The organism is Exiguobacterium sp. (assembly GCF_020832205.1).
Classification (GTDB): domain Bacteria; phylum Bacillota; class Bacilli; order Exiguobacteriales; family Exiguobacteriaceae; genus Exiguobacterium.
Window position 1 is genome coordinate 14,126 of record NZ_JAFIFD010000041.1, and the last position, 24,195, is coordinate 38,320.

20 protein-coding genes and 1 pseudogene are annotated in these 24,195 nt (G+C 55.8%); 20 read left to right on the forward strand and 1 reads right to left on the reverse strand.

Going from position 1 to position 24,195, the window contains the following annotated elements:
• The first annotated feature begins 105 nt into the window (after positions 1 to 105).
• From JJU47_RS10685 to JJU47_RS10730, 10 genes are all read left to right on the forward strand, one after another.
• Entirely contained in the window at positions 106 to 1,011 is a 906-nt protein-coding gene (locus JJU47_RS10685; RefSeq protein ID WP_228619161.1) for an aspartate carbamoyltransferase catalytic subunit, read from the forward strand.
• Positions 1,008 to 2,288, forward strand: coding sequence for a dihydroorotase (locus JJU47_RS10690; RefSeq protein WP_228619163.1), 1,281 nt, complete (start codon positions 1,008 to 1,010; stop codon positions 2,286 to 2,288). The genes JJU47_RS10685 and JJU47_RS10690 overlap by 4 nt, the downstream gene beginning before the upstream one ends.
• Positions 2,266 to 3,348, forward strand: a complete 1,083-nt coding sequence (locus JJU47_RS10695; protein WP_228619166.1) for a carbamoyl phosphate synthase small subunit — start codon at positions 2,266 to 2,268, stop codon at positions 3,346 to 3,348. The genes JJU47_RS10690 and JJU47_RS10695 overlap by 23 nt, the downstream gene beginning before the upstream one ends.
• 1 nt (position 3,349) lies before the next feature.
• Positions 3,350 to 6,550, forward strand: coding sequence for a carbamoyl-phosphate synthase large subunit (gene carB, locus JJU47_RS10700; protein ID WP_228619170.1), 3,201 nt, complete (start codon positions 3,350 to 3,352; stop codon positions 6,548 to 6,550).
• The gene (locus tag JJU47_RS10705; protein ID WP_228619172.1) at positions 6,547 to 7,266 is read left to right on the forward strand and encodes a dihydroorotate dehydrogenase electron transfer subunit; all 720 of its coding nucleotides are present in this window, start codon (positions 6,547 to 6,549) and stop codon (positions 7,264 to 7,266) included. The genes carB and JJU47_RS10705 overlap by 4 nt, the downstream gene beginning before the upstream one ends.
• Entirely contained in the window at positions 7,263 to 8,189 is a 927-nt protein-coding gene (locus JJU47_RS10710; RefSeq protein ID WP_483298127.1) for a dihydroorotate dehydrogenase, read from the forward strand. Before JJU47_RS10705 ends, JJU47_RS10710 begins: the two co-directional genes overlap by 4 nt.
• Complete coding sequence (gene pyrF, locus JJU47_RS10715) at positions 8,164 to 8,868, forward strand: orotidine-5'-phosphate decarboxylase (protein WP_228619179.1); 705 nt, start codon at positions 8,164 to 8,166, stop codon at positions 8,866 to 8,868. The genes JJU47_RS10710 and pyrF overlap by 26 nt, the downstream gene beginning before the upstream one ends.
• Positions 8,852 to 9,481: an orotate phosphoribosyltransferase gene (pyrE, locus tag JJU47_RS10720; RefSeq protein ID WP_228619182.1), complete on the forward strand. Its 630-nt coding sequence runs from the start codon at positions 8,852 to 8,854 to the stop codon at positions 9,479 to 9,481. Before pyrF ends, pyrE begins: the two co-directional genes overlap by 17 nt.
• 101 nt (positions 9,482 to 9,582) lie before the next feature.
• On the forward strand, positions 9,583 to 10,413 hold the full coding sequence (locus JJU47_RS10725; protein WP_228619186.1) for a hypothetical protein: 831 nt from the start codon (positions 9,583 to 9,585) through the stop codon (positions 10,411 to 10,413).
• Complete coding sequence (locus tag JJU47_RS10730) at positions 10,410 to 11,345, forward strand: FUSC family protein (protein WP_228619191.1); 936 nt, start codon at positions 10,410 to 10,412, stop codon at positions 11,343 to 11,345. The genes JJU47_RS10725 and JJU47_RS10730 overlap by 4 nt, the downstream gene beginning before the upstream one ends.
• Positions 11,346 to 11,429: 84 nt before the next feature.
• Here the strand turns inward: JJU47_RS10730 and JJU47_RS10735 are convergent, their stop codons facing one another.
• Positions 11,430 to 13,118, reverse strand: a complete 1,689-nt coding sequence (locus JJU47_RS10735) for an Rqc2 family fibronectin-binding protein (protein WP_228619319.1) — start codon at positions 13,116 to 13,118, stop codon at positions 11,430 to 11,432.
• 156 nt (positions 13,119 to 13,274) lie between these two features.
• On the opposite strand from JJU47_RS10735, the gene gmk reads away from it, so the two are divergent.
• From gmk to pknB, 10 genes and pseudogenes are all read left to right on the forward strand, one after another.
• On the forward strand, positions 13,275 to 13,898 hold the full coding sequence (gene gmk, locus JJU47_RS10740; protein ID WP_024370053.1) for a guanylate kinase: 624 nt from the start codon (positions 13,275 to 13,277) through the stop codon (positions 13,896 to 13,898).
• Complete coding sequence (rpoZ, locus tag JJU47_RS10745; RefSeq protein ID WP_228619194.1) at positions 13,898 to 14,107, forward strand: DNA-directed RNA polymerase subunit omega; 210 nt, start codon at positions 13,898 to 13,900, stop codon at positions 14,105 to 14,107. Before gmk ends, rpoZ begins: the two co-directional genes overlap by 1 nt.
• A gap of 59 nt (positions 14,108 to 14,166) precedes the next feature.
• Positions 14,167 to 15,357, forward strand: a complete 1,191-nt coding sequence (gene coaBC, locus JJU47_RS10750) for a bifunctional phosphopantothenoylcysteine decarboxylase/phosphopantothenate--cysteine ligase CoaBC (protein WP_228619198.1) — start codon at positions 14,167 to 14,169, stop codon at positions 15,355 to 15,357.
• Positions 15,354 to 17,678: a primosomal protein N' gene (priA, locus tag JJU47_RS10755; RefSeq protein WP_228619201.1), complete on the forward strand. Its 2,325-nt coding sequence runs from the start codon at positions 15,354 to 15,356 to the stop codon at positions 17,676 to 17,678. Before coaBC ends, priA begins: the two co-directional genes overlap by 4 nt.
• Before the next feature lie 11 nt (positions 17,679 to 17,689).
• Positions 17,690 to 18,115 (forward strand): annotated as a pseudogene (def, locus tag JJU47_RS14700) (peptide deformylase); the annotation flags it as partial.
• A gap of 45 nt (positions 18,116 to 18,160) precedes the next feature.
• Positions 18,161 to 19,075, forward strand: coding sequence for a methionyl-tRNA formyltransferase (gene fmt / locus JJU47_RS10760; RefSeq protein WP_366511958.1), 915 nt, complete (start codon positions 18,161 to 18,163; stop codon positions 19,073 to 19,075).
• A gap of 3 nt (positions 19,076 to 19,078) precedes the next feature.
• Positions 19,079 to 20,407, forward strand: a complete 1,329-nt coding sequence (gene rsmB / locus JJU47_RS10765) for a 16S rRNA (cytosine(967)-C(5))-methyltransferase RsmB (RefSeq protein WP_228619205.1) — start codon at positions 19,079 to 19,081, stop codon at positions 20,405 to 20,407.
• A 3-nt stretch (positions 20,408 to 20,410) separates the two neighbouring features.
• Positions 20,411 to 21,496, forward strand: coding sequence for a dual-specificity RNA methyltransferase RlmN (gene rlmN / locus JJU47_RS10770; protein WP_228619209.1), 1,086 nt, complete (start codon positions 20,411 to 20,413; stop codon positions 21,494 to 21,496).
• Between the two features lie 8 nt (positions 21,497 to 21,504).
• On the forward strand, positions 21,505 to 22,239 hold the full coding sequence (locus tag JJU47_RS10775) for a Stp1/IreP family PP2C-type Ser/Thr phosphatase (protein ID WP_228619211.1): 735 nt from the start codon (positions 21,505 to 21,507) through the stop codon (positions 22,237 to 22,239).
• Positions 22,240 to 22,244: 5 nt separating this feature from the next.
• Positions 22,245 to 24,179: a Stk1 family PASTA domain-containing Ser/Thr kinase gene (pknB, locus tag JJU47_RS10780; RefSeq protein WP_228619215.1), complete on the forward strand. Its 1,935-nt coding sequence runs from the start codon at positions 22,245 to 22,247 to the stop codon at positions 24,177 to 24,179.
• Positions 24,180 to 24,195 lie beyond the last annotated feature (16 nt).

Below are 24,195 nucleotides of genomic sequence, written 5' to 3' on the forward strand. Positions count from 1 at the left end.
GAAGGCTCGTTTATTTGGGTGTAGTCTATCCAAATGAAGGCGTCCCTTCACGTAGGTGAAGAGGCGCCTTTTCTCTTTGCCTTCTAACAAAAGGAGGAGACGAACATGAACTTGATCAAACAACAACCGAAACATTTTGTCAGTCTCGACACACTTACATTAGAAGAAATTATGGGAATGATCGAGGAGTCACTGCGCTATAAACAAGGCGATATGCCACCTTTGTTTGATGGAAAGACGGTCGCCAACTTGTTCTTTGAAAACTCGACACGGACGAAAAATTCGTTTCAAATGGCCGAACGACATTTGAAGATCCAAGAGATCCCGTTCGATGTGGCGACGTCGTCAGTGACGAAAGGCGAGACGCTCTACGATACGTGCAAGACGCTCGAGGCGATCGGTGTCGACGCCCTCGTCATCCGTCATCCGGAGGACGGGTACTATCATGAGCTCGTCGAGAAGCTGTCCATCCCGGTGCTAAACGGAGGGGACGGCAGCGGGGAACACCCGTCGCAGTCGCTCCTCGACCTCGTCACCATCTATGAAGAGTACAAGACGTTTCAAGGATTGAATGTCGCCATTTGCGGCGACCTCGTCCATAGCCGTGTCGCCCGATCGAACGCCTCGGTATTGAAACGGCTCGGCGCGAACGTCGTCGGCTGCAGCCCCGAGTCGTGGTGGGACGATTCGATGGGACTCGTTCATCGCGACATCGACGACATCTTGCCAGACTGCGATGTCATCATGTTGCTCCGCGTTCAACATGAGCGCCATATCATGGGTGACATCTTCTCGAAAGAAGACTATCATGCTCGCTTCGGCTTGACGGTCGAACGGGTCGAACGAATGAAACCGGGTGCCATCATCATGCATCCGGCCCCGGTCAATCGGGACGTCGAAATCGCGGGCAGTTTAATTGAACACCGACAGTCGCGCATCTTTCCACAAATGACGAACGGGGTATACGCACGCATGGCCATCTTACATCGAGCATTAGGGGGACAATTATGATACTTCAACGAGCAACGTGGTATGACGGATCAACGAAACGGACAAGTAACTTATTGATCGAGGACGGTATCATCCGTTCGGTCGACTATGACGGACCGACGGACGGTCACGACTTGATCGACGCGAGCGGAAAGCTCCTCATCCCGGGACTCGTCGATGTGCACGTCCATTTGCGGGAACCAGGCGGGGAGAAGAAAGAGACGATCAAGACGGGGACCGAGGCGGCAGCGGCCGGAGGATTCACGACGATTTGTGCCATGCCGAACACACGTCCCGTACCGGACGACCGGGCGACGATGGACAAGCTCTTGGCTAAAATCGAACAAGACGCTTTAGTCCGCGTGCTCCCATACGCCGCCATCACGAAACGCCAGCTCGGAATGGAGCAAGTCGACATGGATTCGCTCAAAGACGCGTTCGCCTTCACCGACGACGGTGTCGGTGTCCAATCGGCCGCGATGATGCGCCAAGCGATGCGCGAGGCGAAACGGCTCGGCAAAGCGGTCGTGGCGCACTGTGAAGACAATACGCTCAAGGCCGGTTCGGTCCATGAAGGGAAGTTCAGTCAACAACACGGCATTCAAGGGATTCCAAGTCTTGCCGAGAGCATCCACATCGCGCGTGACGTTTTAATCGCCGAAGAGACGGGCTGTCACTATCACGTCTGCCACGTCTCATCACGACAGTCGGTCCGAGTCATTCGCGACGCAAAACGAGCAGGCGTTCACGTCACGGCCGAAGTGACGCCGCACCACCTCGTCTTGTGTGAAGACGACATCCCGGGACTCGATGCGAACTTCAAGATGAACCCGCCGCTCCGGAGCCGAGACGACCGCGACGCGCTCTTAGAAGGGTTGTTCGATGGGACGATCGACATGATCGCGACCGATCACGCCCCGCATACGGTAGCAGAAAAAGCGGAAGGAATGGAACGGGCTCCGTTCGGCATCACCGGGTTCGAGACGGCGTTCCCGCTCCTCTACACGACGTTCGTCAAAACCGGACAGATGGAAGAAGCGGCGCTCATCGATTGGATGACGAGACGTCCGAGTGAGGTGTTCGGATTGCCTTACGGCGTGATCGACGCCGGACGAGCGGCGGACCTTGTCCTCATCGACACGGAAACGGTGCGCCAAGTTGACCCGGCGACGTTCCGTTCGAAAGGGAAGAACACACCGTTCGCAGGAAAAGCACTGACAGGATGGCCGGTCATGACGATCGCGGCCGGAGAAATCGTATATAAGGGGAGATTCGATGAAACGAACATTATGGCTTGAAGACGGGACGGCATTTGTAGGGAAGGCGTTCGGCGCCGACGTGGAGACGAGCGGAGAGGTCGTGTTCCAAACGGGGATGACCGGCTACCAAGAAATGTTGTCGGACCCGTCCTATTGTGACCAGCTCATCGTGTTGACGAACCCATTGATCGGGAACTACGGGGTCAACCGGGAAGACTTCGAGACGACGGTGCCGATGGCGAAAGGGCTCATCGTCAAAGAAGTGTGCGAGACGCCATCGAACTTCCGCTCGACGGCGACGCTGTCTGAGACGCTCGAACGTTTCGGGATCCCGGGACTAGAAGGGATCGATACGCGGATGCTCACGCGTCATCTTCGCTCGCGCGGAGTTATGCGCGGTGTCATGGTCGACGGGGAATCGACGTGGGCGACCGCTTCAAGCCGGTTTGAGGACGGCTTGCGTACCGATCAAGTCGAACGGGTGTCGACGAAGCGAGCCTACGTCACGACCGGAAGCGGTCCGCGCATCGCCCTCATCGATTTCGGGGCGAAGCTCGGCATCATGCGTGAGCTCGTCAAACGCGACTGCGAAGTCGTCGTCTTGCCGCACGACGTGACGGCAGAGGATGTGATGCGCTACGAGCCGGACGGGGTCATGCTCTCGAACGGACCGGGTGATCCGAAAGACGTCCCGACGGCGCTTCCGCTCATCGAGACGCTCATGCCGAAACTTCCGATATTCGGCATTTGTCTCGGGCATCAATTGATTTCGCTCGCAAGCGGTGCGAATACGTTCAAGCTTCCGTTCGGACATCGCGGCGCCAACCATCCGGTGCTTGAACTTGAGACGGGCGCGGTGACGATCACATCGCAAAACCATGGCTACGCCGTCGACGAGTCCTCGCTCGCTCACACTTCGCTCATCGTCACGCACCGGGCCGTCAATGATGGGACGGTTGAAGGCGTAAGACATTTGCATCATCCGACGTTCTCTGTCCAATACCATCCGGAAGCGGCGCCGGGACCGTATGATGCCAACGACTTGTTCGATCGCTTCATGCAACTCGTCCAAGAAAACAAACAGAAAGTAGGAATGTGACATGCCAAAACGACCAGACATTCAAAAAATCCTCGTGATCGGATCAGGGCCGATCGTCATTGGACAAGCGGCAGAATTTGACTATGCTGGTACACAGGCGTGTCTAGCTTTAAAAGAAGAAGGATATGAGGTCATCCTCGTCAACTCGAACCCGGCGACGATCATGACCGACCCGACGACAGCGGACCGTGTGTATATCGAACCGCTCGAGTCGGAGTTTGTCGAGCGAATCATCCGTCAAGAACGACCGGACGCGCTGCTTGCGACGCTCGGCGGCCAGACGGGGCTCAACTTGGCGATGGAACTTGATCGCCGCGGCGTCCTTGAAGATTGCGGCGTCGAACTGCTCGGGACGAAACTGTCGGCCATCGAACAAGCCGAGGACCGGGAACAGTTCCGCGACTTGATGTACAAGCTCGGTCACGGTGTGCCTGAAAGTGAGATCGTGCAGTCGCTCGAATCGGCCTGGGGTTTTGCCGACAAAATCGGCTATCCGATCATCATCCGTCCGGCGTACACGCTCGGAGGAACCGGTGGCGGGATCGCCCACGACCGGGAGTCGTTCGAACAAATCGTCGAGTCAGGGCTCAAGGCGAGTCCGGTCACGCAAGTGTTACTCGAAAAATCGATCGCCGGAATGAAAGAAGTCGAATACGAGGTCATGCGTGACTCGAGTGACCAGGCCATCATCGTCTGTGCGATGGAAAACTTTGATCCGGTCGGGGTCCATACGGGCGACTCGATCGTCTTTGCTCCGACGCAGACGCTGTCTGACCGCGACTATCAAATGCTCCGTAGCGTCTCGCTCGACATCATTCGCGCGCTCGGGATCGAAGGCGGCTGCAACATTCAGTTCGCACTCGACCCGGACAGCTTCACGTACTACGTCATCGAAGTCAACCCGCGCGTCTCGCGCAGCTCTGCCCTTGCCTCGAAAGCGACCGGCTATCCGATTGCGAAACTCGCCGCTAAAGTCGCGGTCGGCTATAAGTTGTCCGAACTCAAAAACCCGGTGACCGAGACGAGCTACGCCTCGTTCGAACCGGCGCTTGATTACGTCGTCGCCAAAATCCCGCGCTTCGCGTTCGATAAGTTTGAGAGCGCGGACCGCCGTCTCGGCACGCAGATGAAAGCGACCGGGGAAGTGATGGCGATCGGCCGCAACTTGGAAGAGGCGCTCCTGAAAGCCGTCCGTTCGCTCGAACTCGGGACGGAAGACTTGGCACAGCCGCGCTTGGCTGAGTTGAGCGATGACACGCTCGACCAGGAATTGGCGACGCCGACCGATGAACGGCTCTGGATGCTCTATGAGGCGCTCCGACGCGGTTACTCGACAGAACGACTTCATGAGTTGACGAGCATCGACCGCTTCTTCTTGGCAAAACTAGCGAACATTTGGCGGCATGAAACGAAGCTAAACGATGAGCCGCTCACGGCGGAGCGACTCCGTGATGTGAAACGGCTCGGCTTCAGCGACAAGATGATTGCCCGCATCATGAACGAAACGACTGAAGCGGTCACTTCGCTCCGGAGCGAATGGGACATCCGTCCGGTCTATAAAATGGTCGACACGTGCGCGGCCGAGTTCACATCGGAAACACCGTATTTTTACGGGACGTACGAAGTCGAGAATGAAGCGGTGAAGACGGACAAGCCATCGATTCTCGTCCTCGGTTCGGGCCCGATTCGAATCGGACAAGGCGTCGAGTTCGATTACGCGACGGTCCATTCGATTCAAACGATTCGCGATGCCGGATACGAGGCGATCATCGTCAACAACAACCCGGAGACGGTGTCGACCGACTTCTCGATTTCGGACCGGCTGTACTTTGAACCGCTCACGACAGAAGACGTACTCGAAGTCGTGCGCAACGAAGACCCGCTCGGTGTCATCGTCCAATTCGGTGGTCAGACGGCCATCAACTTGGCGGCTTCGCTCGAGGCACACGGTATTCGGATCATCGGAACGTCACTCGAAGACATCGACCGCGCCGAAGACCGGAAAGCGTTCGAAGCGACGCTTACCCGCGAATCGCTTGCCCAGCCGCCTGGCAAGACGGCTGTCACGGTCGAAGAGGCCGTCGCCTGTGCCGATACGCTCGGCTACCCGGTGCTCGTCCGGCCATCTTACGTCCTTGGCGGTCGCGCCATGGAAATCGTCTACGAACGTTCGGAACTAGAGCGCTATATGCGCCACGCCGTCGTCGCCTCGAAAGATCGTCCCGTACTCATCGACCGCTATTTGACGGGAATCGAAATCGAAGTCGACGCCATCTGTGACGGCACGGACGTCTATATCCCGGGCATCATGGAACATATCGAACGGGCCGGGGTTCACTCGGGCGATTCGATCGCGGTGTACCCGCCGCAACGGTTGAGCGCGGCGTTGAAACAAAAAGTCGTCGACTACACGATCAAACTCGCTAAGGCGTTCAACATCAAAGGGTTGCTCAACATCCAGTTCGTTTACGCGGACGATTTATACGTCATCGAGGTCAACCCACGGGCGAGCCGGACGGTGCCGTTCATCTCGAAAGTGACGGGGCTTCCGGTCGCACGCATCGCGACGCAAGTCATTCTCGGGACGAGCTTGCAACAACTCGGCCTCGGCACCGGGCTTCATCCGGAAGCGGACGACATTTCGGTCAAAGTGCCGGTGTTCAGTTTCGCAAAATTAAAAGAAGTCGATCCGTCGCTCGGGCCTGAAATGAAATCGACGGGCGAAGTCATGGCGACGGACCGGACGCTCGAAAAAGCGCTCTATAAAGGGCTTGTCGCCGCCGGTATGACAATCGCCTTGAAAGGCAACGTCCTCTTGACGATCGCCGACCAAGACAAAGAAGAAGCGCTCGATCTCGCCCGCCGCTTCCATCGACTCGGTTTCCGTTTGATGGCGACGGCGGGGACGGCAAAGGTGCTCGAACGGGACGGTCTTCCGGTGAGACAAGTCGGGAAGATCAAAGAAGACGGAGAGACGATGCTGAGTGTCATTGAACGAGGCGTCGACATCGTCTTGAACACGACGACACGAGACGCGCTCGCGACGAAAGACGGGTTCATCATCCGTCGGGCCGCCGCTGAGCAAGGTGTCCTTTGTCTGACATCGCTCGATACGGTCAAAGCGCTCTTGCAAGTCATCGAGAGTCTATCGTTCCAGACGACGAGTTTACCGGCTTTCACTGAATTCGGGGTGACCGTATGAGACAAATGGCGACCGTGTTATCCAATCGTCCCGTCGCCAAAGGCGCGATGGAGATGAAAGTGTCGGTCGGGGCAGGAGAAATCGCCCCGGGTACGTTCTTTCATGTGAAGACGTCGCAACTGCTAAGGCGGCCGCTTTCGGTCGCGAACGTCGATGGGAACGTCGTCACGTTCCTTTATAAAGTCATCGGTGCCGGCACGACTGATCTGGCTGCGCGCAAAGCCGGGGATAAGTTAGACGTCCTCGGTCCGCTCGGCAACGGTTTCCCGCTCGACCAAACTGGAAAACGGGTCGTGTTGGTCGGTGGGGGGATCGGAATTCCACCGCTTTACTACACGCGTCGCATGCTCGCCGCGCGCGGCATCGAGACGGTGGCAATTCTCGGGTTTGATACGAAAGAAAGCATTTTCTATGAAGACGCGTTCCGTGAGCTAGGGGAGACGATCGTCACGACGGTCGACGGATCGTACGGTGAACAAGGATTCGTCACCGGCCCGCTCGAACGCATCCAAGCGGACGTCTTGTTCAGCTGTGGCCCGGAACCGATGTTAAAAGCAGTCGCAGCGTCCCATATCCCGGAACGTTACATCTCGATCGAGAATCGGATGGGGTGCGGCATCGGGGCGTGCTTCGCCTGTGTCTGTCAAGCACCGGGCGGCTACGTCAAAGTATGCAGCGATGGACCGGTATTTCAAGCAGAAGAGGTGACGTTATGAGACTTCACGTCGATTTGCCAGGCTTGTCGTTAAAAAATCCGATTATGCCGGCGTCGGGATGTTTCGGGTTCGGGGAAGAGTTTGCCAAGCTGTATGACTTGTCCGTCCTTGGGGGCATCATGATCAAGGCGTCGACGGGGGAGTCGCGTTTTGGCAACAACACGCCGCGTGTCGCCGAGACGGCGCAAGGGATGCTCAACGCCATCGGCCTGCAAAATCCGGGCGTTGAAGCGATCATTGACACGAAATTGCCGTTCTTGTCCGCGTTTGACACCGAAATCATCGCCAACGTCGCCGGGTCGACGTCTGAAGAATACGTCCACGTCGCGCGGCAGTTGAGCGCGGACCCGACGATCAAAGCGCTCGAACTGAACATTTCCTGTCCGAACGTGAAATGTGGCGGCATGCAGTTCGGTACCGACCCGGTTATGGCAGCCGAACTGACTCGTCTCGTCAAAGCGGCCTCGTCGAAGCCGGTGTACGTCAAGCTGTCACCGAACGTCACGTCGATCACCGATATGGCGCGAGCGGTCGAAGCGGCCGGTGCCGACGGGATCACGATGATCAATACACTCGTCGGCATGCGCATCGACGTCACGACGGGTCAACCGATTTTAGCGAACCGGATCGGTGGTCTGTCGGGCCCTGCCATCAAACCGGTCGCGATCCGAATGGTGTATGAAGTCGCGCAAGCCGTCAACATTCCGATTATCGGGATGGGCGGGGTGCGAACGGTCGACGATGTTCTCGAGTTCATTTACGCGGGGGCGTCCGCGGTCGCGGTCGGGACGGCCAACTTTGAGAATCCTTACGTATGTCAAGAAATCATCGAAGCGTTGCCCGGACGGCTCGATGAACTCGGAATCGACCATATTTTAGATGTCAGGGGGAGAGCTTATGCACAGACTGTATCTCGCGCTTGACGTGGAGACGGCCGAAGAGGCATTTCGTCTGTTGCGGCGCATCGAGGCAAAACCGGCCGTGAAAGTCGGGATGGAACTGTTCTATCACGAAGGCGGGCAGTTCGTGGAACGGCTCGTCGGCGAGGGATATCCCGTCTTTTTAGACGTCAAAGTCCACGACATCCCAGAGACGGCACGACGGACACTCCGCCAAATCGGGCGGCTCGGTGTCGAATTGACGAACGTGCATACGCTTGGCGGTGAGACGATGATGCGCTATGCGCTCGACGGACTGCGTGATGTGAACGAGACGACACGATTGATCGGTGTCACCCAGTTGACGTCGACGGACGAGCGGATGCTCGCTGAAGAACTGCATATCGAAGGCGGTCTCGAACGAGCCGTCCTGCGGCAAGCGTTGTCCGCAGAGCGAGCGGGGCTCGACGGGGTCGTCGCCTCGGTGCATGAAGCCCGCGCGATTCACCAAGCACTCGGTTCTCAATTTTTAACCGTGACGCCAGGTATTCGCATGAACGAGACGACGGATGATCAAGTCCGGGTCGCGACGCCGAAAGCGGCCCGCGAAGCCGGAGTGTCGGCAATCGTCGTCGGCCGCCCGATCACCCGGGCCGAAGACCCGAACGCCGCTTACACCTACTACTTACAGGAATGGAGTCGAACTTATGAGACAAATCGCTGAAGCATTATTAGAAATCGAGGCCGTGACGCTCTCGCCGGAGAACCCGTATACGTGGTCGAGCGGGATGAAGAGCCCGATTTATTGTGACAACCGGTTGACGCTCAGTTATCCCGAAGTTCGCGATATAATCGTCGAAGCGCTCGTCGAAGCGGTTCGCCCGCTCGGTGCCGACGTCATCGCCGGGACGGCGACGGCAGGGATTCCTCACGCTACGCTCTTGGCCGACCGCCTCGGTTTGCCGCTCGTCTATGTCCGCTCGAGTGCGAAAGGACATGGCAAAGGAAATCAAATCGAGGGCCGGTTTGCGCCTGGGGCCCGGGTCGTCGTGATTGAGGACTTGTTGTCGACCGGTTCGTCGAGCATCGAGGCCGCCAAAGCGATCCAAAAAGCGGGAGGAGACGTGATTACCATTCAAGCCATCTTCTCCTATAGTCTGAGCCGTCTCGCCATCAATCTGTTAGACTCCGGTGTGAACGCGCACGCGTTGACGACGCTTGGCGAGTTGCTTGAAGTCGCCTTGGAGACGGGTGTCATCAGCGAAAGCGAGGCCGCTTCCTTGTACGAGTGGCAACATGATCCGCAAAGTTGGAGTGAACACGTCACATCAAAATGAGCCTTTTCAAGAATCCACCTCCGGGCGGATTCTTTTTCTGTTGGCAACATGTGATACTGGACGTGTTAGAATAGGGAAAGCAAATTAAGAAGGAGAGAGATATGGCGTACTCTAGAATGAAAGGGAAGTCATGGAAGGCGCGGTTTCAAGACATCCCGAAACATCGTAAAATCGCGTTCGGTCTCGTCCTCATCATCTTGCCCGTCCTTTTTTTCGTGAATTTATTCGTATTCAGCCACGTGTTGGCGCTCGGGGACAAGTATGAGGACCGCTATCAAATGAAAAAGCTGCGCTTAGAGACGGCACACGGCAATGTCGAGTTCGTCCGCAGCACGAACGAAAAAGTACAGATCGAGGTGCTGCAGACGAACTCGAAAGAACGGACGGTTAAAGTCAAATCGGTCGGGGACACGATTTCGGTCGTCGAACGTTACGGACGTCTCAGTCAGTTCGGCAGCCGGCCGAGCACGGCCCCGTCCCGCTATAAAATTCGGGTCTCGCTCCCGAGTTCAATGACCTCGATCGACGTGACCGCCGAGCAAGTGACCGGTCAAGGTTTGATCGCGAAGACGATCGTCCTCGATGCGAACGCGGTCAACTTGACAAAAATCGAGTCCGATCGACTGCGGGTCGAGACACGAAGTGACGCGACGATCGCATCGGTCCGCGTCGTCCAAGCGGATATTCGCTCGTATCGTCACGCCACGATTCGCGACATCGTCGTCAATCAGGCGTTGACCGTCCAAACCGAGGCTGGGGCGCTCACGTTCGAACCGCGAAATGCGACCGGACAAGTTCAAGTCGACACGGCTGGGAGCGTGACCGCTTCCGAGCGATTCCAAGACATGGGCGAAGGGGTGTATCGCCTCTCGAACTCGAACCGTCCGACGATTGAGTTGATCTCTGAGACAGGGAAGGTCGAATTGAAATGATAGATAAACGATACATCCCGAAAGTCGGCCTCCGTACGATCAAGACAGGGATCGCCGTCGCGATCACGATCGCGTTGTCTTGGTATGTGTTCGGTATTTATTCTGGTATGGGTGCCATCGCCGCGGTCGTGGCGATGCAACCGACCGTCAAGCGTTCCTCGAAAATCGTCTTCAGCCGCATTTTCGGCACGATGGTCGGGCTCATGTGTGGCTTGCTCATCGTCTATGCGTTCGGGGTGAACCCGATCTCGATCGGACTTGCTGTCATCGTCGCCTTGACGCTCAACACGACGTTCGACAAGACGCATATGTCGACGTATGCGGCGTTCGCGATCGTGCTCATGCTCGAGAACCCGACGACCGACTTCTTTCACTACGCGTGGACGCGTTCCTTGTTGACCGCAGTTGGCGTCTTCGTCTCGCTCGGCGTGAACTATGCGTTCATGCCGCCGCGGTACGAAGAGCGGCTCCTCGGTGAAATCCGCAAGACATCGGCCTATATGTTCCATCATTGGCGCGAGCTCGTCGGGTCACCAGGCGAACTGCTTGAGACACGGGCCCGGATTCTCGGACATCAAGAACTGCACATGATGCTCCAAGAAGATATGAAAGTGACGAACGTGAAACTGAAGCATTTGACGATCAAGCAGTATCGGCTGTTGATCCATCTCGAGGACAAACTCGTTCTTTTGCTCGAGAGCCTTGCGGAGCATCGGGAAGCGTTGTTGATGATGGAAGAAGATGAGCGGAAAGCGTTCGAGGCCGAGTTTTTATATTTGCTCGCCCACCATCACGACATTTTGTACACGTGTGACAAACCGTACTCGCTCTTTACGCTCCCGCATGAAGATTTGTCCGTCTCAGAAATTTTGCACGGTCACCTGCTCGACTATCATGAACAGCTCGAAGCGTTCAAACATAACCCGAAATAAACGAAGGCCCCGTCAAGCGACGGGGCCTTTTTGTGATTTGAATCTAAAAAGAGTTTTCACGTTTTCATAACTTTGCCGGCACCCTCATTGTTGGAGTGATTTAACAAGCCGCTCATCCGGTGTGACGTACACCGTCTGCTGATCCGTGTAGATGACGAAGCCGGGCTTGGCACCGCTCGGTTTCTTGACGTAGCGGGCCTTCGTATAGTCGACCGGCACGCCGCTCGAGGCGCGTGCTTTCGAGAAGTAGGCGGCGACGGCCGCCGCTTCGAGGAGCGTCGTCTCATCCGGTTCAGTCGAGCGAATGATGACGTGTGAGCCTGGGATATCTTTCACGTGAAGCCAAATCTCATCACGCCTTGCGAACTTGAACGTCAAATGATCGTTTTGTGTGTTGTTCTTGCCGACGAAAAACTCGGTGCCGGTCGAAGACGTATAGCCTTCGAGCGTGATTTTTTTCGTCTGTTTCTTCTTTTGATGCTTTTGGCGGATGTAGCCGCCTTCGGCCAACTCTTCGCGAATCTCGATAATGTCAGACGGCGAAGCGACGTCGAGTTGGGCGACGAGCGTCTCTAAATAACGGATCTCGGCCTCGTTCAACTCGATTTGCTTTTGTACTTCGACTTTGGCCACTTTCAGCTTGTTGTATTTCTTATAGTAACGTTGCGCGTTCTCGTTCGGTGTTTTGAGCGGGTCGAGCGGGATGTCGATCATGGCGCCGTCTTCATCATAATAGTCGACGACGTGCGCGACTTTCATCCCTTTCTCGAGCTGGAACAAGTATGTCGTCAATAGTTCCCCGAATTTTTGAAGCTCATCCGACCGTTCCGTCGCTTTCAAGTCGTCAAGCAACCGCTTACGCTTCAACTGGTTTTTCTCGAGCTCGGACTTCAACAAACGTTCGACGTCGTGGGCTTGCTGTTTGACCCGGTCACGGTTCGCTTTCTCATAGAAGAAGCGATCGAGCACTTCTTTGCTCGAGTCGTACGTCTCTTCAGACGTGACGTCACCGAACGTCAGGCGAAGCGGGGCGAACCGTTCTTTGCCAGAGGCGAGCTGTTGGAACACGTATGGTCCTTTAAGGTCGTCGATGACGCTCTTGAACGCCGTCTCGACATTCGCACGGTTCGTGACGTTTGCCCGGTGTACGATTTCTTGGGCGATCTGTGGGCTGAGCCCGGCAAAACTGGCGACAAGTTGCTTATCGAGCTTGCCTGCGTTCCAATCGATGCGTTTAAGCCCATCTTCTCGCTCTGTCAGCGGATCGGCTTTGTCTTGGGCGGGCGGCAGCAAATAGTCGCTGCCCGGCATGATCGTCCGGTACGTGTTTTGCGACGGGGGCAAGTGCTTGATCGCATCCAAGATTTTGCCGTCCTCATTCGTCAAGATGACGTTCGAGTGTCGTCCCATCAGTTCGATGTATACTTTTTTGTTCTCTTCGTCGCCGAGCTCGTTGCGTGAGCGGATCGAGAAGACGATGACCCGGTCCCGCCCGATTTGTTCGATGGCCGTAATGAAGCCGCCTTCGATATGCTTGCGGAGCATCATACAAAACATCGGAGGTTCTTGCGGGTTTTTAATCGAAGTATCCGTCAGTTGAAGCCGCGCATACATCGCGTTCGCCGACACGAGCAACTGTACGCTCTGCCGGTTCGACCGGACTTGAATCATCAAGTCGAGCGCGTACGGTTGGTGGACGCGGTTGATCCGTCCGCCGACGAGCGCTTGTAATTCTGTTACGACACGATATGTCATTAATCCATCATATGCCACTAGTCTCATCACCTTTGTTCTTTTTCTGTCTCTACGTTATCAGATTACCGGAAAATATGGTACGATGAAGTAGGAAATCCGAACTTCTTCTTGCCGTAACAATCGATTGACTGCTATTATTATGAAATGTGATGTTAGAAGATGGAGGGCAATGCATTGAATTTTAAAGAACGAGGATTATTAATCGTCTTGTCCGGTCCAAGCGGCGTCGGCAAAGGTACGGTCTGCCGTGTGCTCCGTGAGGAAGAGGATAACAACCTTCAGTATTCGGTGTCGGCGACGACGCGGAAACCACGTGAAGGAGAAGTTGAGGGAGTGCATTACTTCTTTAAGACGAGAGAACAGTTTGAAGACATGATCGAGCACGACCAGTTGCTCGAACACGCCGAGTTCGTCGGGAACTATTATGGGACTCCGGTCGAATGGGTACGTGAAACGCTCGAAGGCGGCAAGGACGTCATTTTAGAAATTGAAGTCCAAGGTGCTTTCCAAGTGAAAGAGCGGTTCCCGGAAGCCGTCTTTTTATTCCTGGCCCCGCCGAGTCTACAAGAGCTTCGTAACCGTCTTGTCGGCCGAGGCACTGAGTCGGAAGAAGTCATCAAACAACGTTTGCTCGTCGCTCGTGAAGAAATTGAATTGATGGACGCCTACGATTACGTCGTGACGAATGATGAAGTCGAGAAAGCGATCGATCGCATTAAAGCGATCGTGACGGCCGAGCATTGCAAACGTGAACGTGTCGCGTCTCTCTATAAAAAAGCCATGATGGAGGTCATTTAATGTTATACCCTTCGATTGATGCCTTACAACGTACAATCCCGTCGAAGTATACGATCGTAACGGTCGCTGCGAAGCGGGCCCGCCAAATCCAGGACGGAAAAGCTCCAAAAATCGCCGCGCCAAAATCTTTTAAGCCGGTCGGACAAGCGCTAGAAGAACTGTTTTCGGGTGACACGACAATCATCGTGAACGAAAAAAACAACGGATGAATGGTGACCCAAGTCGTTTGCGCCTTGGGTCTCATTGTCTATAAGGGGGAGAATTGTGAATGGTGAACGATCGGAACATCTTGCTTTGTGTGAGTGGCGGTATCGCCGCCTACAAGGCGTGTGCACTTACATCGAAACTCGTTCAAGCGGGTGCGAACGTCCGTGTGGCGATGACGCAGTCGGCTGAACAGTTCGTCGGGAAAGCGACGTTTCAAGCGCTCAGTCGCAATCCGGTATATACGGACGTGTTCAAAGAGCACGACCCGACGAAAATCGCTCATATCGACATTCCGGACGCAAGCGACTTGATCGTCGTCGCCCCGGCGACGGCGAACATGATCGCCAAGCTCGCCAATGGAATCGCCGACGACTTCATCACGACCTCGATCTTGGCGGCGACATGTCCGGTCATCGTATCGCCGGCGATGAACGTCAATATGCTCGACCATCCGGCAACACGACGAAACATTGAGACGCTCAAATCATTCGGCTACCAAATCATCGAGCCGGGTGTCGGCAACCTCGCATGCGGCTGGATCGGCGGGGGACGTTTACCGGAACCAGAAGACTTGTTACGTATCATCGAGAGCCAGTTCGTCCCGAAACACTTGCTCGGGAAACGTGTGCTCGTGACAGCCGGTCCCACGGTCGAACGCATCGACCCGGTCCGCTTCTTGTCGAACGATTCATCTGGAAAGATGGGTGTCGCCCTCGCTGAGGCGGCCCGAGATATGGGAGCAGACGTCACGCTCGTGCACGGTCCGCTTCAAATCCCGGTCCCGGCCGGAGTGACAGCCATCCCCGTCGAATCAAGTGCAGATATGCTCGAGACGATGCTCGCCCGTTTTGATGCGCAGCACCTCGTCATCAAATCGGCGGCAGTCGCCGATTACCGCCCAAAAACGGTTCATGCCGAGAAACATAAAAAAGTCCATGGGCCGTTGACAATCGAACTCGAGGAGACGACCGACATTTTGAAGACGCTCGGGATGCGAAAGACAACCCAAACGCTCGTCGGGTTTGCAGCTGAGACGGAACATCTGGAAACCCATGCCCGTGCCAAGCTCGAGAAAAAACGAGTCGATTATCTCGTGGCGAACGATGTGTCGACACCGGGTGTCGGTTTCGGGGCCGACGAGAATGAAGTGACGTTGTTCCGGGCGGACGGGTCTTCCACCCGACTGCCACGCCAAACGAAACGTCAACTCGCCATCGAACTGCTCACGCATTTCAAGGAAGGGATCCAATGATTGCCCACGTCCATGTCGATGCGCCGGTCATCACGATCGACCGCCCGTTCGACTACGAGGTGCCGGTCCAGTTCGAATCGCTCATCGAACCAGGAATGCGCGTCTCGGTCCCGTTCGGTTCAAGACGTCTGCTCGGAATCGTCACCGGTCTGTCCCCAGGGACGAGAGAAGGACTGAAACCGCTCGAGGCGCTGTTAGACGAGACGTCTTCGCTCACCGAGGAATTGCTCGACTTGTCGACCCACGTGAAAGAGACGACACTATGTTTTCGCTCATCGGCTCTCCTCGCGATGCTCCCGGCCGCATTGAAGGTAAGTTACGATAAAGAAATCAGTGGGACGGACCTCCCGGAAGGTGTCCGTGCCGGGACACATTTATCGGAATACCCGAAAGACGTGCAATCCGTCATTTTAGAGCGCGCGAAAAAAGGAGAGTTGACGTTGTCGCCTGTCCTCAAAGAAAAGCGGACGGTCAAAACCGACCTCGTCATCGAACTCTTGGACGCGACGGTCGTCCCGGCCCGTGCGAAAAAACAGCGTGAAGCGATTCAATTGTTGGAAGACGTGCCGCGCATGTACTGGTCGTCGCTCCGTCAAATCGGACTGTCACGTGCGCAACTGCAAAAGCTCGAATCGCTCGGCGCCGTCCGGGTGACCGAGATTGAACTGAATCGAGATCCGTACGCCTTGATTGAACAAGTGACCGAGACGGTCGAGCTAAACGACAGCCAAACGGTCGCCGTCAAAGCGATTCGCGAAGCCGAAGCCGGAGAGACGTTACTGTTGCACGGTGTGACTGGCAGCGGGAAGACGGAAGTTTACTTGGAAGCGATCGGACGCGTCGTCGACGAAGGGAGACAAGCAATCTTGCTCGTCCCTGAGATCAGTTTGACACCGATGATGGTGAAACGGTTCAAACGACGGTTCGGCGACCGGGTCGCCGTGCTCCATAGCGCTCTTTCACAAGGCGAAAAATACGATGAGTGGCGGAAAATCAAACGCCGCGAAGTCGATGTCGTCGTCGGTGCGCGTTCGGCCGTGTTCGCGCCGCTCGAACGAGTCGGCCTCATCATTCTCGACGAAGAGCATGAGACGACGTACAAGCAAGAAGAAAACCCGCGCTATCACGCCCGGGACGTCGCGATTTGGCGTGCCCGCTACCACGGGTGTCCGGTCGTGCTCGGCAGCGCCACACCGTCGCTTGAGAGTTACGCCCGCGCTCAGCGAGGGGTTTACCGCTATTTACATTTGAAAGAACGATACGGTGGAGAAATGCCGCCGGTCCATATCATTGATATGCGACGCGAGCTGGCTCGAGGGAACACGACGATGTTTTCGGAAGACTTGTTCCTCGCCATCAACGACCGCATTGCGAAAAAAGAGCAGTGCGTCATCTTGCTCAATCGCCGAGGCTTCACGACGTTCGTGATGTGCCGGGACTGCGGCGAGGGACTCACCTGTCCGCATTGTGCCGTCAACTTGACGTATCATCAGCACGGTGACCGTCTGAAGTGCCACTACTGTGGTTATGAGATGGGCATGCCGTCGAAATGCCCGGCGTGTGACAGCAAGAAAATCAAACAGTTCGGGACCGGTACGCAAAAGATCGAGACCGAGTTGTTGAACCGGATTCCGGACGCCCGGATCATTCGGATGGACCAAGACACGACGTCACGAAAAGGGTCGCACGAACAACTGCTCAAACGATTCGAAGACGGGGAAGCCGATATCCTGCTCGGCACGCAGATGATCGCCAAAGGGCTCGACTTCCCGAACGTCACGCTCGTCGGGGTGCTCGCAGCCGACGCGACGCTCGGCATGCCAGATTTTCGGGCGACCGAGCGGACGTTCCAGCTCGTGACCCAAGTCGCCGGCCGAGCCGGACGAGGAAAGTTGCCGGGCGAGGCGTACGTCCAGACGTACAATCCGGACCATTACGTCATCGAGACGGCGAGCCATCACGACTTCGAAGCGTTTTACGAACAAGAGATGAGGTTGCGGCAAGTCGGGAGCCATCCGCCTTATTGGTACATGACGCTCGTCACGGTCGCGGCTGAAAACCCGCTCGTCGCCCAAACGGAGGCGGAACAGTTCGCCGAGGACTTCATGAACGCCCACGTCGAACAATCGAGGTTGAACGGGCCGATGCCCGCCCCGTTGTCCAAACTTAAAAACATGTATCGTTACCAACTGTTCATCAAGACAAAACAGCCGGAGGCGCTTTATCCGGTGCTCGCCATGCTTCAACAAGCGCGGGCGAAAGCGATCAGCAAGAAAGAATATCAATTGAGTATCGATGTAAATCCATACGTATTCATGTGAGGTGGAATGAGATGTATAAAGTAGTAGAAATCCCAAATGAGATATTACGTGTCGTCTGTGAGCCGGTGACGAAGTTCGATAAAAAGTTGCGGCAGACGGTCGACCGTCTGTTCGATACGATGTATGAGTATGACGGCGTCGGTGTCGCGGCCCCGCAAGTAAACTTGAACCAACGGCTCGCCGTCGTCCATACCGACGATGAGACAGGACCGCTCGTCTTGATCAATCCAGAAATCATCGAGACGTCTGGAAAAGAAGTCGGTCTTGAAGGGTGTCTGAGCATTCCGGGTGAGTTCGGGTTTGTCGAACGACACGAGACGATCGCCGTCAAGACGCTAGACATGAAAGGGCGCGAGCAACTCGTTACAGCGAGCGGCTTCTTCGCCCGGGCGATCCAACATGAGATCGACCATTTGGACGGGGTGTTGTTCACCGATAAATTGGCCGTGCCACGGAAAGGGACCGACCAACGCATCGTCTTCATGGGAACACCGACGTTCGCCGTGTCCGTACTTGAGCGCTTGCTCGAAGAAGGATACAATGTCGTAGGTGTCGTCTCCCAACCCGACAAACCGGTCGGACGCAAACGGGAGTTGAAACCGACGCCGGTGAAAGCGAGCGCGCTTCGCCACGGTATCCCGGTGTTGCAACCAGAGAAAGTCCGCACCGATTATGCGGACATTTTAGCGCTCGAACCTGATTTGATCGTGACGGCGGCGTACGGCCAGATTGTCCCGACCGAGCTGTTAGAGGCCCCGACACACGGCGCCATTAACGTCCACGCCTCGCTGCTCCCGAAATATCGGGGCGGGGCGCCGATCCATCAAGCGATTCTTGACGGAGAGAAAGAGACAGGCGTGACGATCATGTATATGGTCGATCGGCTTGACGCGGGCGATATGATCGCCAACACAATCGTACCGATCGAGGAGACGGACACGGTCGGCACATTGTTCGACAAACTCGCGGTCGCAGGATCGGACTTGTTGATTCAAACGTTGCCGGCTTTCCTCGAAGGTTGGATCGAAGCAGTGCCGCAAGACGAGCGTGACGTCACGTTCGCCCCGAACATCAGCCGGGACCGGGAACAGTTAGACTGGTCTCAGCCGGGCGAAGTGATCTTCAATCACATTCGGGGGATGAATCCGTTCCCGACGGCGTACACGTTGATCGCAGGCGAACGAGTGAAAGTGTTTGCGAGCGAGAAGACGACCGGAACGGGTGAACCGGGAACGATCGTACGGTTAGAAGACGACGGTTTCGTCGTCGCGACGGGCGATGCGGTCGCGATCAAAGTGGTCGAGCTTCAACCGGCTGGTAAAAAACAAATGGACGGTGCCACGTTCATGCGCGGCGCCGGACAGAAGTTGCAAGTCGGCGACCGATTAGGAGGATAAACAATGAATGTCAGACACGCAGCGCTAGAGACGCTGATTAAAATTGAACAAGGTGGGGCTTACTCGACGATCGCGGTCAACGAGTTATTGAACCAAAAGAAGTTGGCGACGAAAGATGTCGGCTTATATACCGAGCTCGTCTACGGGACGCTCGGACGAAAACGGACGCTCGACTACATTTTAGAAAAGCGGATCCACAATCCGAGAAAGCTCGACCGTTTCGTCTTGCCGCTTCTCCGGATGAGTGTGTATCAACTGTTTTATCTCGACAAAGTGCCGGACCGGGCCGTGTTGCACGAAGCCGTTGAAATCGCGAAACGAATGGGGCATTCCGGCACAGGCAAGTTTGTGAACGGGGTGTTGCGTAACGTCATCCGTGACGGGTTCCCTGATTTGAGCGGACTACCTGATGCCGAGCGCATCGCCATCGAGCATAGCCATCCGGACTGGCTCGTCGCGGATTGGATTGAGACGTACGGTGTCGAAGCGACCGAGGCGATGTGTAAATTGAACAACGAGCCCGCTCCAGTGACGGTTCGGGTCAACCGGAAACGTGCCAGCGTCGCTGAGATGATCGAACGTCTCGCTGACGTCGGTGTCGTCGCGATACCGTCCGCCTTGTCGGCAGACGGCCTCGTCATCGAATCAGGCAACGTCCATCAGACATCGTTCATCGACATGGGTCTCTTGTCGATCCAAGACGAGAGCTCGATGATCGTCGCCGACGCGCTCGACGCGCAGGCGTCATCGCACGTGCTCGATGCATGCGCGGCACCAGGCGGGAAAGCGATGCATACAGCCGAACGGATGGACGGTGGGACGCTCGTCGCCCTCGACTTGCATCCGCATAAAGCGAAATTGATTGAACGTCAAGCGAAGCGACTACACATCGATGGAGTGACCGCACTGGCCCTCGATGCCCGCGGCGCCGGGGACGAGTTTGAACCGGAAAGCTTTGATCGAATCTTGCTCGACGTCCCTTGTTCGGGACTCGGTGTCATTCGCCGGAAGCCGGACATCAAATGGACGAAAGAAAAAGCCGCGCTAGCCGGGTTGCCGAAAGTCCAACGTGAAATTATCGATGCTGTCTTGCCTCTCTTAAAACGAGGTGGTACGCTAGTGTACTCGACATGTACGATCGACCCGTCTGAAAACGAAGAGCAGGCCGACTACATTTTGTCGAACGGATTGACGTGGGATGAGACACTCCGTGAGCGTCTTCCCGAAGTATTACGGCCGATGGTGTCATCGGACCGCGCTGAACTTAAATTACTCCCGACGACGTTTGGGACGGACGGCTTCTACATCGCCGCCTTCAAGAAAGAGGTATAAAACATGAATCCAAAAGCAGTTGAAAAAAATCCACTGGTCGGCGCCAAGCCGTCGCTTTACTCGTTGACATACACGGAACTCGAGCAATGGCTCGAGGAAGCAGGAGAAAAAGCGTTCCGGGCGAAACAGTTATACGACTGGATGTACGTCAAACGCGTGACATCGTTCGAAGATATGACGAACTTATCAAAACCGCTCCGCGAGAAACTTGATGCGGCGTTCCAGTTGACGACGCTGAAAGAACTCGTTCGTCAAGAGTCAAAAGACGGCACGATCAAATTCTTGTTCGAGCTTCAAGACGGCTATTCGATCGAAACGGTGCTCATGCGCCACGAATACGGGAACTCGGTCTGTGTCACGACACAAGTCGGTTGCCGCATCGGTTGTACGTTCTGTGCCTCGACGCTCGGCGGGTTGAAACGTAACCTTGAAGCCGGTGAAATCACGGCCCAAGTGCTCGATGTGCAACGTGCGCTCGATGCGAGCGGCGAGCGGGTCGACTCGGTCGTCGTCATGGGAATCGGGGAGCCGTTTGACAACTATGACGAGTTGATGCGTTTCCTCCGGACGATCAACCACGATGACGGATTGAACATCGGCTCACGTCATATCACCGTCTCGACGAGCGGAATCGTGCCGAAGATCTACAAGTTCGCCGATGAAGGAATGCGCATCAACTTCGCCATCTCCCTTCACGCACCGACGACAGAGATCCGGACACGTCTCATGCCGATCAACCGCGCTTACAACTTGGATAAATTGATGGAAGCCGTCAATTATTACACGGAGAAGAGCGGTCGCCGCATCACGTTTGAATACGGTCTGTTCGGTGGCGTCAACGATACGGAAGAACACGCGCATCAGCTTGCCGACTTGTTGAAAGGCGTAAAATGCCACGTCAACTTGATCCCGGTCAACCACGTGCTCGAGCGCGACTACGTCCGGACGCCGCGCAGCCAGATTTTTGCCTTTGAAAAAGTGCTCAAAAACCGAAAAGTGAACGTGACGATTCGTCGCGAACAAGGTTCGGACATCGATGCGGCTTGTGGGCAGCTTCGAGCGAAGGAGCGCGAACAAGAAACGAGGTAATGGGAGAGATGGAATTAGCCTATCGTACCGACCGTGGGCAAGTGAGGGCGCAAAACGAGGATGCCGTCTTGATTTTAGGGGACGAGCATGCCGGCATCGCCCTCGTCGCCGACGGGATGGGCGGGCATGAAGCCGGAGAAGTCGCGAGTGAGCTCGTCATTGAGCAGTTTCGTCGCGCTTTTCCGACGCTTCCGGCCACGCCGATGGAGATGGAACAATGGTTCCGTGATAACGTAGAACTGGCGAATGAACAAGTGCTCGCGTTTTCGAAACAGTCGAACCTCGTCATGATGGGGACGACGATCGCAGGCGTCTGTTGGCATGATGAGACGATCGTCATCGTCCACGTCGGCGACAGTCGCGTCTATGCGCTTCGCAACGGGGCGTTGCTGCAGTTGACCGAGGACCATTCTTACGTCAACGTATTGAAGCAGCTCGGCGAGTTGACCGAAGAAGAGATGCGCGTTCACCCGAAACGAAACATCATCACGCGTGCCATCGGGTCGAACGAACACGTCGAACCTGATTTACAAGTGTTGGCCGAACCTGAATTTGACACGATCTTGATCTGTACGGACGGGTTGACGACCCATCTGACGGATGAGGACATCTTGCTCGTGCTCGAGCGTCCGATCTCTGCTGACGTCAAAGCGGATCAGTTGATCGATCAAGCGAACCGATTGGGTGGGAGCGACAACATCACCGTTGCTATCGTCCAGTTTACAGATAGAAAGAGAGGATGAATCCGATGCGAAGCGGAGAACGAATCAACGATCGTTATCGGATCGAACAGCAAATCGGCAGCGGCGGCATGGCAAATGTCTATCGGGCTCACGATGAGATTTTAAACCGAACCGTCGCCATCAAAGTGTTACGATCTGAATTCTCACATAACGAACAGTTCATAAGACGGTTCGAACGAGAAGCCCATGCGGCAACTAGCCTGAACCATCCGAATATCGTCGCCATCTATGACGTCGGAGAAGAAGAAGATTTGTATTACATCGTCATGGAACATGTCGATGGGATGACGTTAAAACAATATTTGCAGGAAGAATACATATCTGTCGAAGAGGCGTTACGCATCATGGGACAGATTTGTGATGCGATTGACCACGCCCACGCGAATCGGATCATCCATCGGGATATCAAACCGCAAAATATGATGATTGACCAGAACGGGAACGTGAAAGTGACCGATTTTGGCATCGCGGTCGCCATGTCGAACGCGACGCTCACCCATACGATGTCCGTGCTCGGTTCTGTCCATTACTTCTCGCCGGAACAAGCGCGCGGGAAGTTCGCTGATGAAAAGTCAGACATTTATTCGCTCGGGGCGGTTCTGTACGAACTCATCACCGGCCGGGTCCCGTTCATCGGAGAGACACCGGTCGCCGTCGCCTTGCAACATCTTCAAGACGACCCGATCCGTCCAATGGATCTGAACCCGAAAATCCCGCAAGCGCTGGAGAACTGTATCATGCAGGCGCTCGCGAAATCACCAGGGGCAAGACATGCGTCGGTCGCGGCGTTCAAGAAGGACTGTTTGACGTCGCTCGATTCGGAGCGGGCGCATGAGCCGAAGCGGGTGAACGCCGAACAAGACGCGTTCGATCAAACACTCGTCATGGCACCGGTCGTTCCGGAAGAACCGAAAGTCGTCGCCGAGCAACCGGTTAAACCGGTCGAGCCAAAAGTTGAACCACCGAAGAAGAAAAAGCGGAAGTGGTGGTTGTGGCTCCTCTTCGCACTGCTGCTCATCGGCGGGGGAATCGGGGCTTACGTCGTCGCTGATGAAATGTCACGCACCGTCGTTCCGGACGTTGTCGGAATGACAGTCGGCGACGCGACGACGGAACTTGAGTCATCCGGCTTTGTCGTGGATGTGACCGAGCGGGCAAGCGATAACGTCGAGGCCGGCAATGTCATCTCGCAAAACCCGCCAGCCGGCCGTAAGCCGAAGCGGGGCACGACGGTGACGCTCGTCGTCTCGGCCGGTAAAGAGACGGTCGAAATGCCGGACGTGGAAGGGTTGTCGCAATCAGCGGCGGAACGGACGTTGAAAGATTTGGATTTCACTGATATCGACATTCAAAAAGAAGCGTCTGAGACGGTCGACAGCGGCGACGTCATCTCGCAATCGCTCGCGCCGGGAGAAGAAGTCATTCCGTCCGAAGTGACGGTCACACTCGTCGTATCGACGGGAAGCAATAAAATTGAGCTTGCCAACTTGGCCGGTTACACGTTCGAGGAAGCGTCGACGTACGCGGAGCAGAACAACTTGAAGATCGTCAAACGAGACGAGTATTCGACGAGTGTGCCGGCGAACCAAATCATTCGCCAGCTCCCGACGGCCGGTACGGCCGTCGATCCGGGCACCGAGCTGACGGTCATCGTCTCACTTGGGGTCGAGCCGACCGATGCGTCGATCGAGCGTGAAGTGAGCGTCGAGATCGAGCCGCCGGCAGAAGGAGAGACGGCTGAACCCGTCGAGGTCGTCATTCGAACGGTCGATGCACGTGGCGAGATCGAAGTGCTCCGTGATAAAATAACGGAGACGACGACATACTCGTACACGCTCGTCATCGCCCCAGGCGAAGTCGGCACTGCGACGATCGAAGTGGACGGCGAAGTCGTCCGGACCGATTCGGTGACGTATGCACAAGCTAAAGATGCACAATAAAGAGGTGGCGTGCGCG

What these genes read in the sequence shown, in the direction of transcription:
- JJU47_RS10685 (WP_228619161.1), top strand. Translation starts at nt 106, where the DNA reads ATGAACTTGATCAAACAACAACCGAAACATTTTGTCAGTCTCGACACA.
- JJU47_RS10690 (WP_228619163.1), top strand. Translation starts at nt 1,008, where the DNA reads ATGATACTTCAACGAGCAACGTGGTATGACGGATCAACGAAACGGACA.
- JJU47_RS10695 (WP_228619166.1), top strand. Translation starts at nt 2,266, where the DNA reads ATGAAACGAACATTATGGCTTGAAGACGGGACGGCATTTGTAGGGAAG.
- carB (WP_228619170.1), top strand. Translation starts at nt 3,350, where the DNA reads ATGCCAAAACGACCAGACATTCAAAAAATCCTCGTGATCGGATCAGGG.
- JJU47_RS10705 (WP_228619172.1), top strand. Translation starts at nt 6,547, where the DNA reads ATGAGACAAATGGCGACCGTGTTATCCAATCGTCCCGTCGCCAAAGGC.
- JJU47_RS10710 (WP_483298127.1), top strand. Translation starts at nt 7,263, where the DNA reads ATGAGACTTCACGTCGATTTGCCAGGCTTGTCGTTAAAAAATCCGATT.
- pyrF (WP_228619179.1), top strand. Translation starts at nt 8,164, where the DNA reads ATGCACAGACTGTATCTCGCGCTTGACGTGGAGACGGCCGAAGAGGCA.
- pyrE (WP_228619182.1), top strand. Translation starts at nt 8,852, where the DNA reads ATGAGACAAATCGCTGAAGCATTATTAGAAATCGAGGCCGTGACGCTC.
- JJU47_RS10725 (WP_228619186.1), top strand. Translation starts at nt 9,583, where the DNA reads ATGGCGTACTCTAGAATGAAAGGGAAGTCATGGAAGGCGCGGTTTCAA.
- JJU47_RS10730 (WP_228619191.1), top strand. Translation starts at nt 10,410, where the DNA reads ATGATAGATAAACGATACATCCCGAAAGTCGGCCTCCGTACGATCAAG.
- rpoZ (WP_228619194.1), top strand. Translation starts at nt 13,898, where the DNA reads ATGTTATACCCTTCGATTGATGCCTTACAACGTACAATCCCGTCGAAG.
- coaBC (WP_228619198.1), top strand. Translation starts at nt 14,167, where the DNA reads ATGGTGAACGATCGGAACATCTTGCTTTGTGTGAGTGGCGGTATCGCC.
- priA (WP_228619201.1), top strand. Translation starts at nt 15,354, where the DNA reads ATGATTGCCCACGTCCATGTCGATGCGCCGGTCATCACGATCGACCGC.
- fmt (WP_366511958.1), top strand. Translation starts at nt 18,161, where the DNA reads ATGGGAACACCGACGTTCGCCGTGTCCGTACTTGAGCGCTTGCTCGAA.
- rsmB (WP_228619205.1), top strand. Translation starts at nt 19,079, where the DNA reads ATGAATGTCAGACACGCAGCGCTAGAGACGCTGATTAAAATTGAACAA.
- rlmN (WP_228619209.1), top strand. Translation starts at nt 20,411, where the DNA reads ATGAATCCAAAAGCAGTTGAAAAAAATCCACTGGTCGGCGCCAAGCCG.
- JJU47_RS10775 (WP_228619211.1), top strand. Translation starts at nt 21,505, where the DNA reads ATGGAATTAGCCTATCGTACCGACCGTGGGCAAGTGAGGGCGCAAAAC.
- pknB (WP_228619215.1), top strand. Translation starts at nt 22,245, where the DNA reads ATGCGAAGCGGAGAACGAATCAACGATCGTTATCGGATCGAACAGCAA.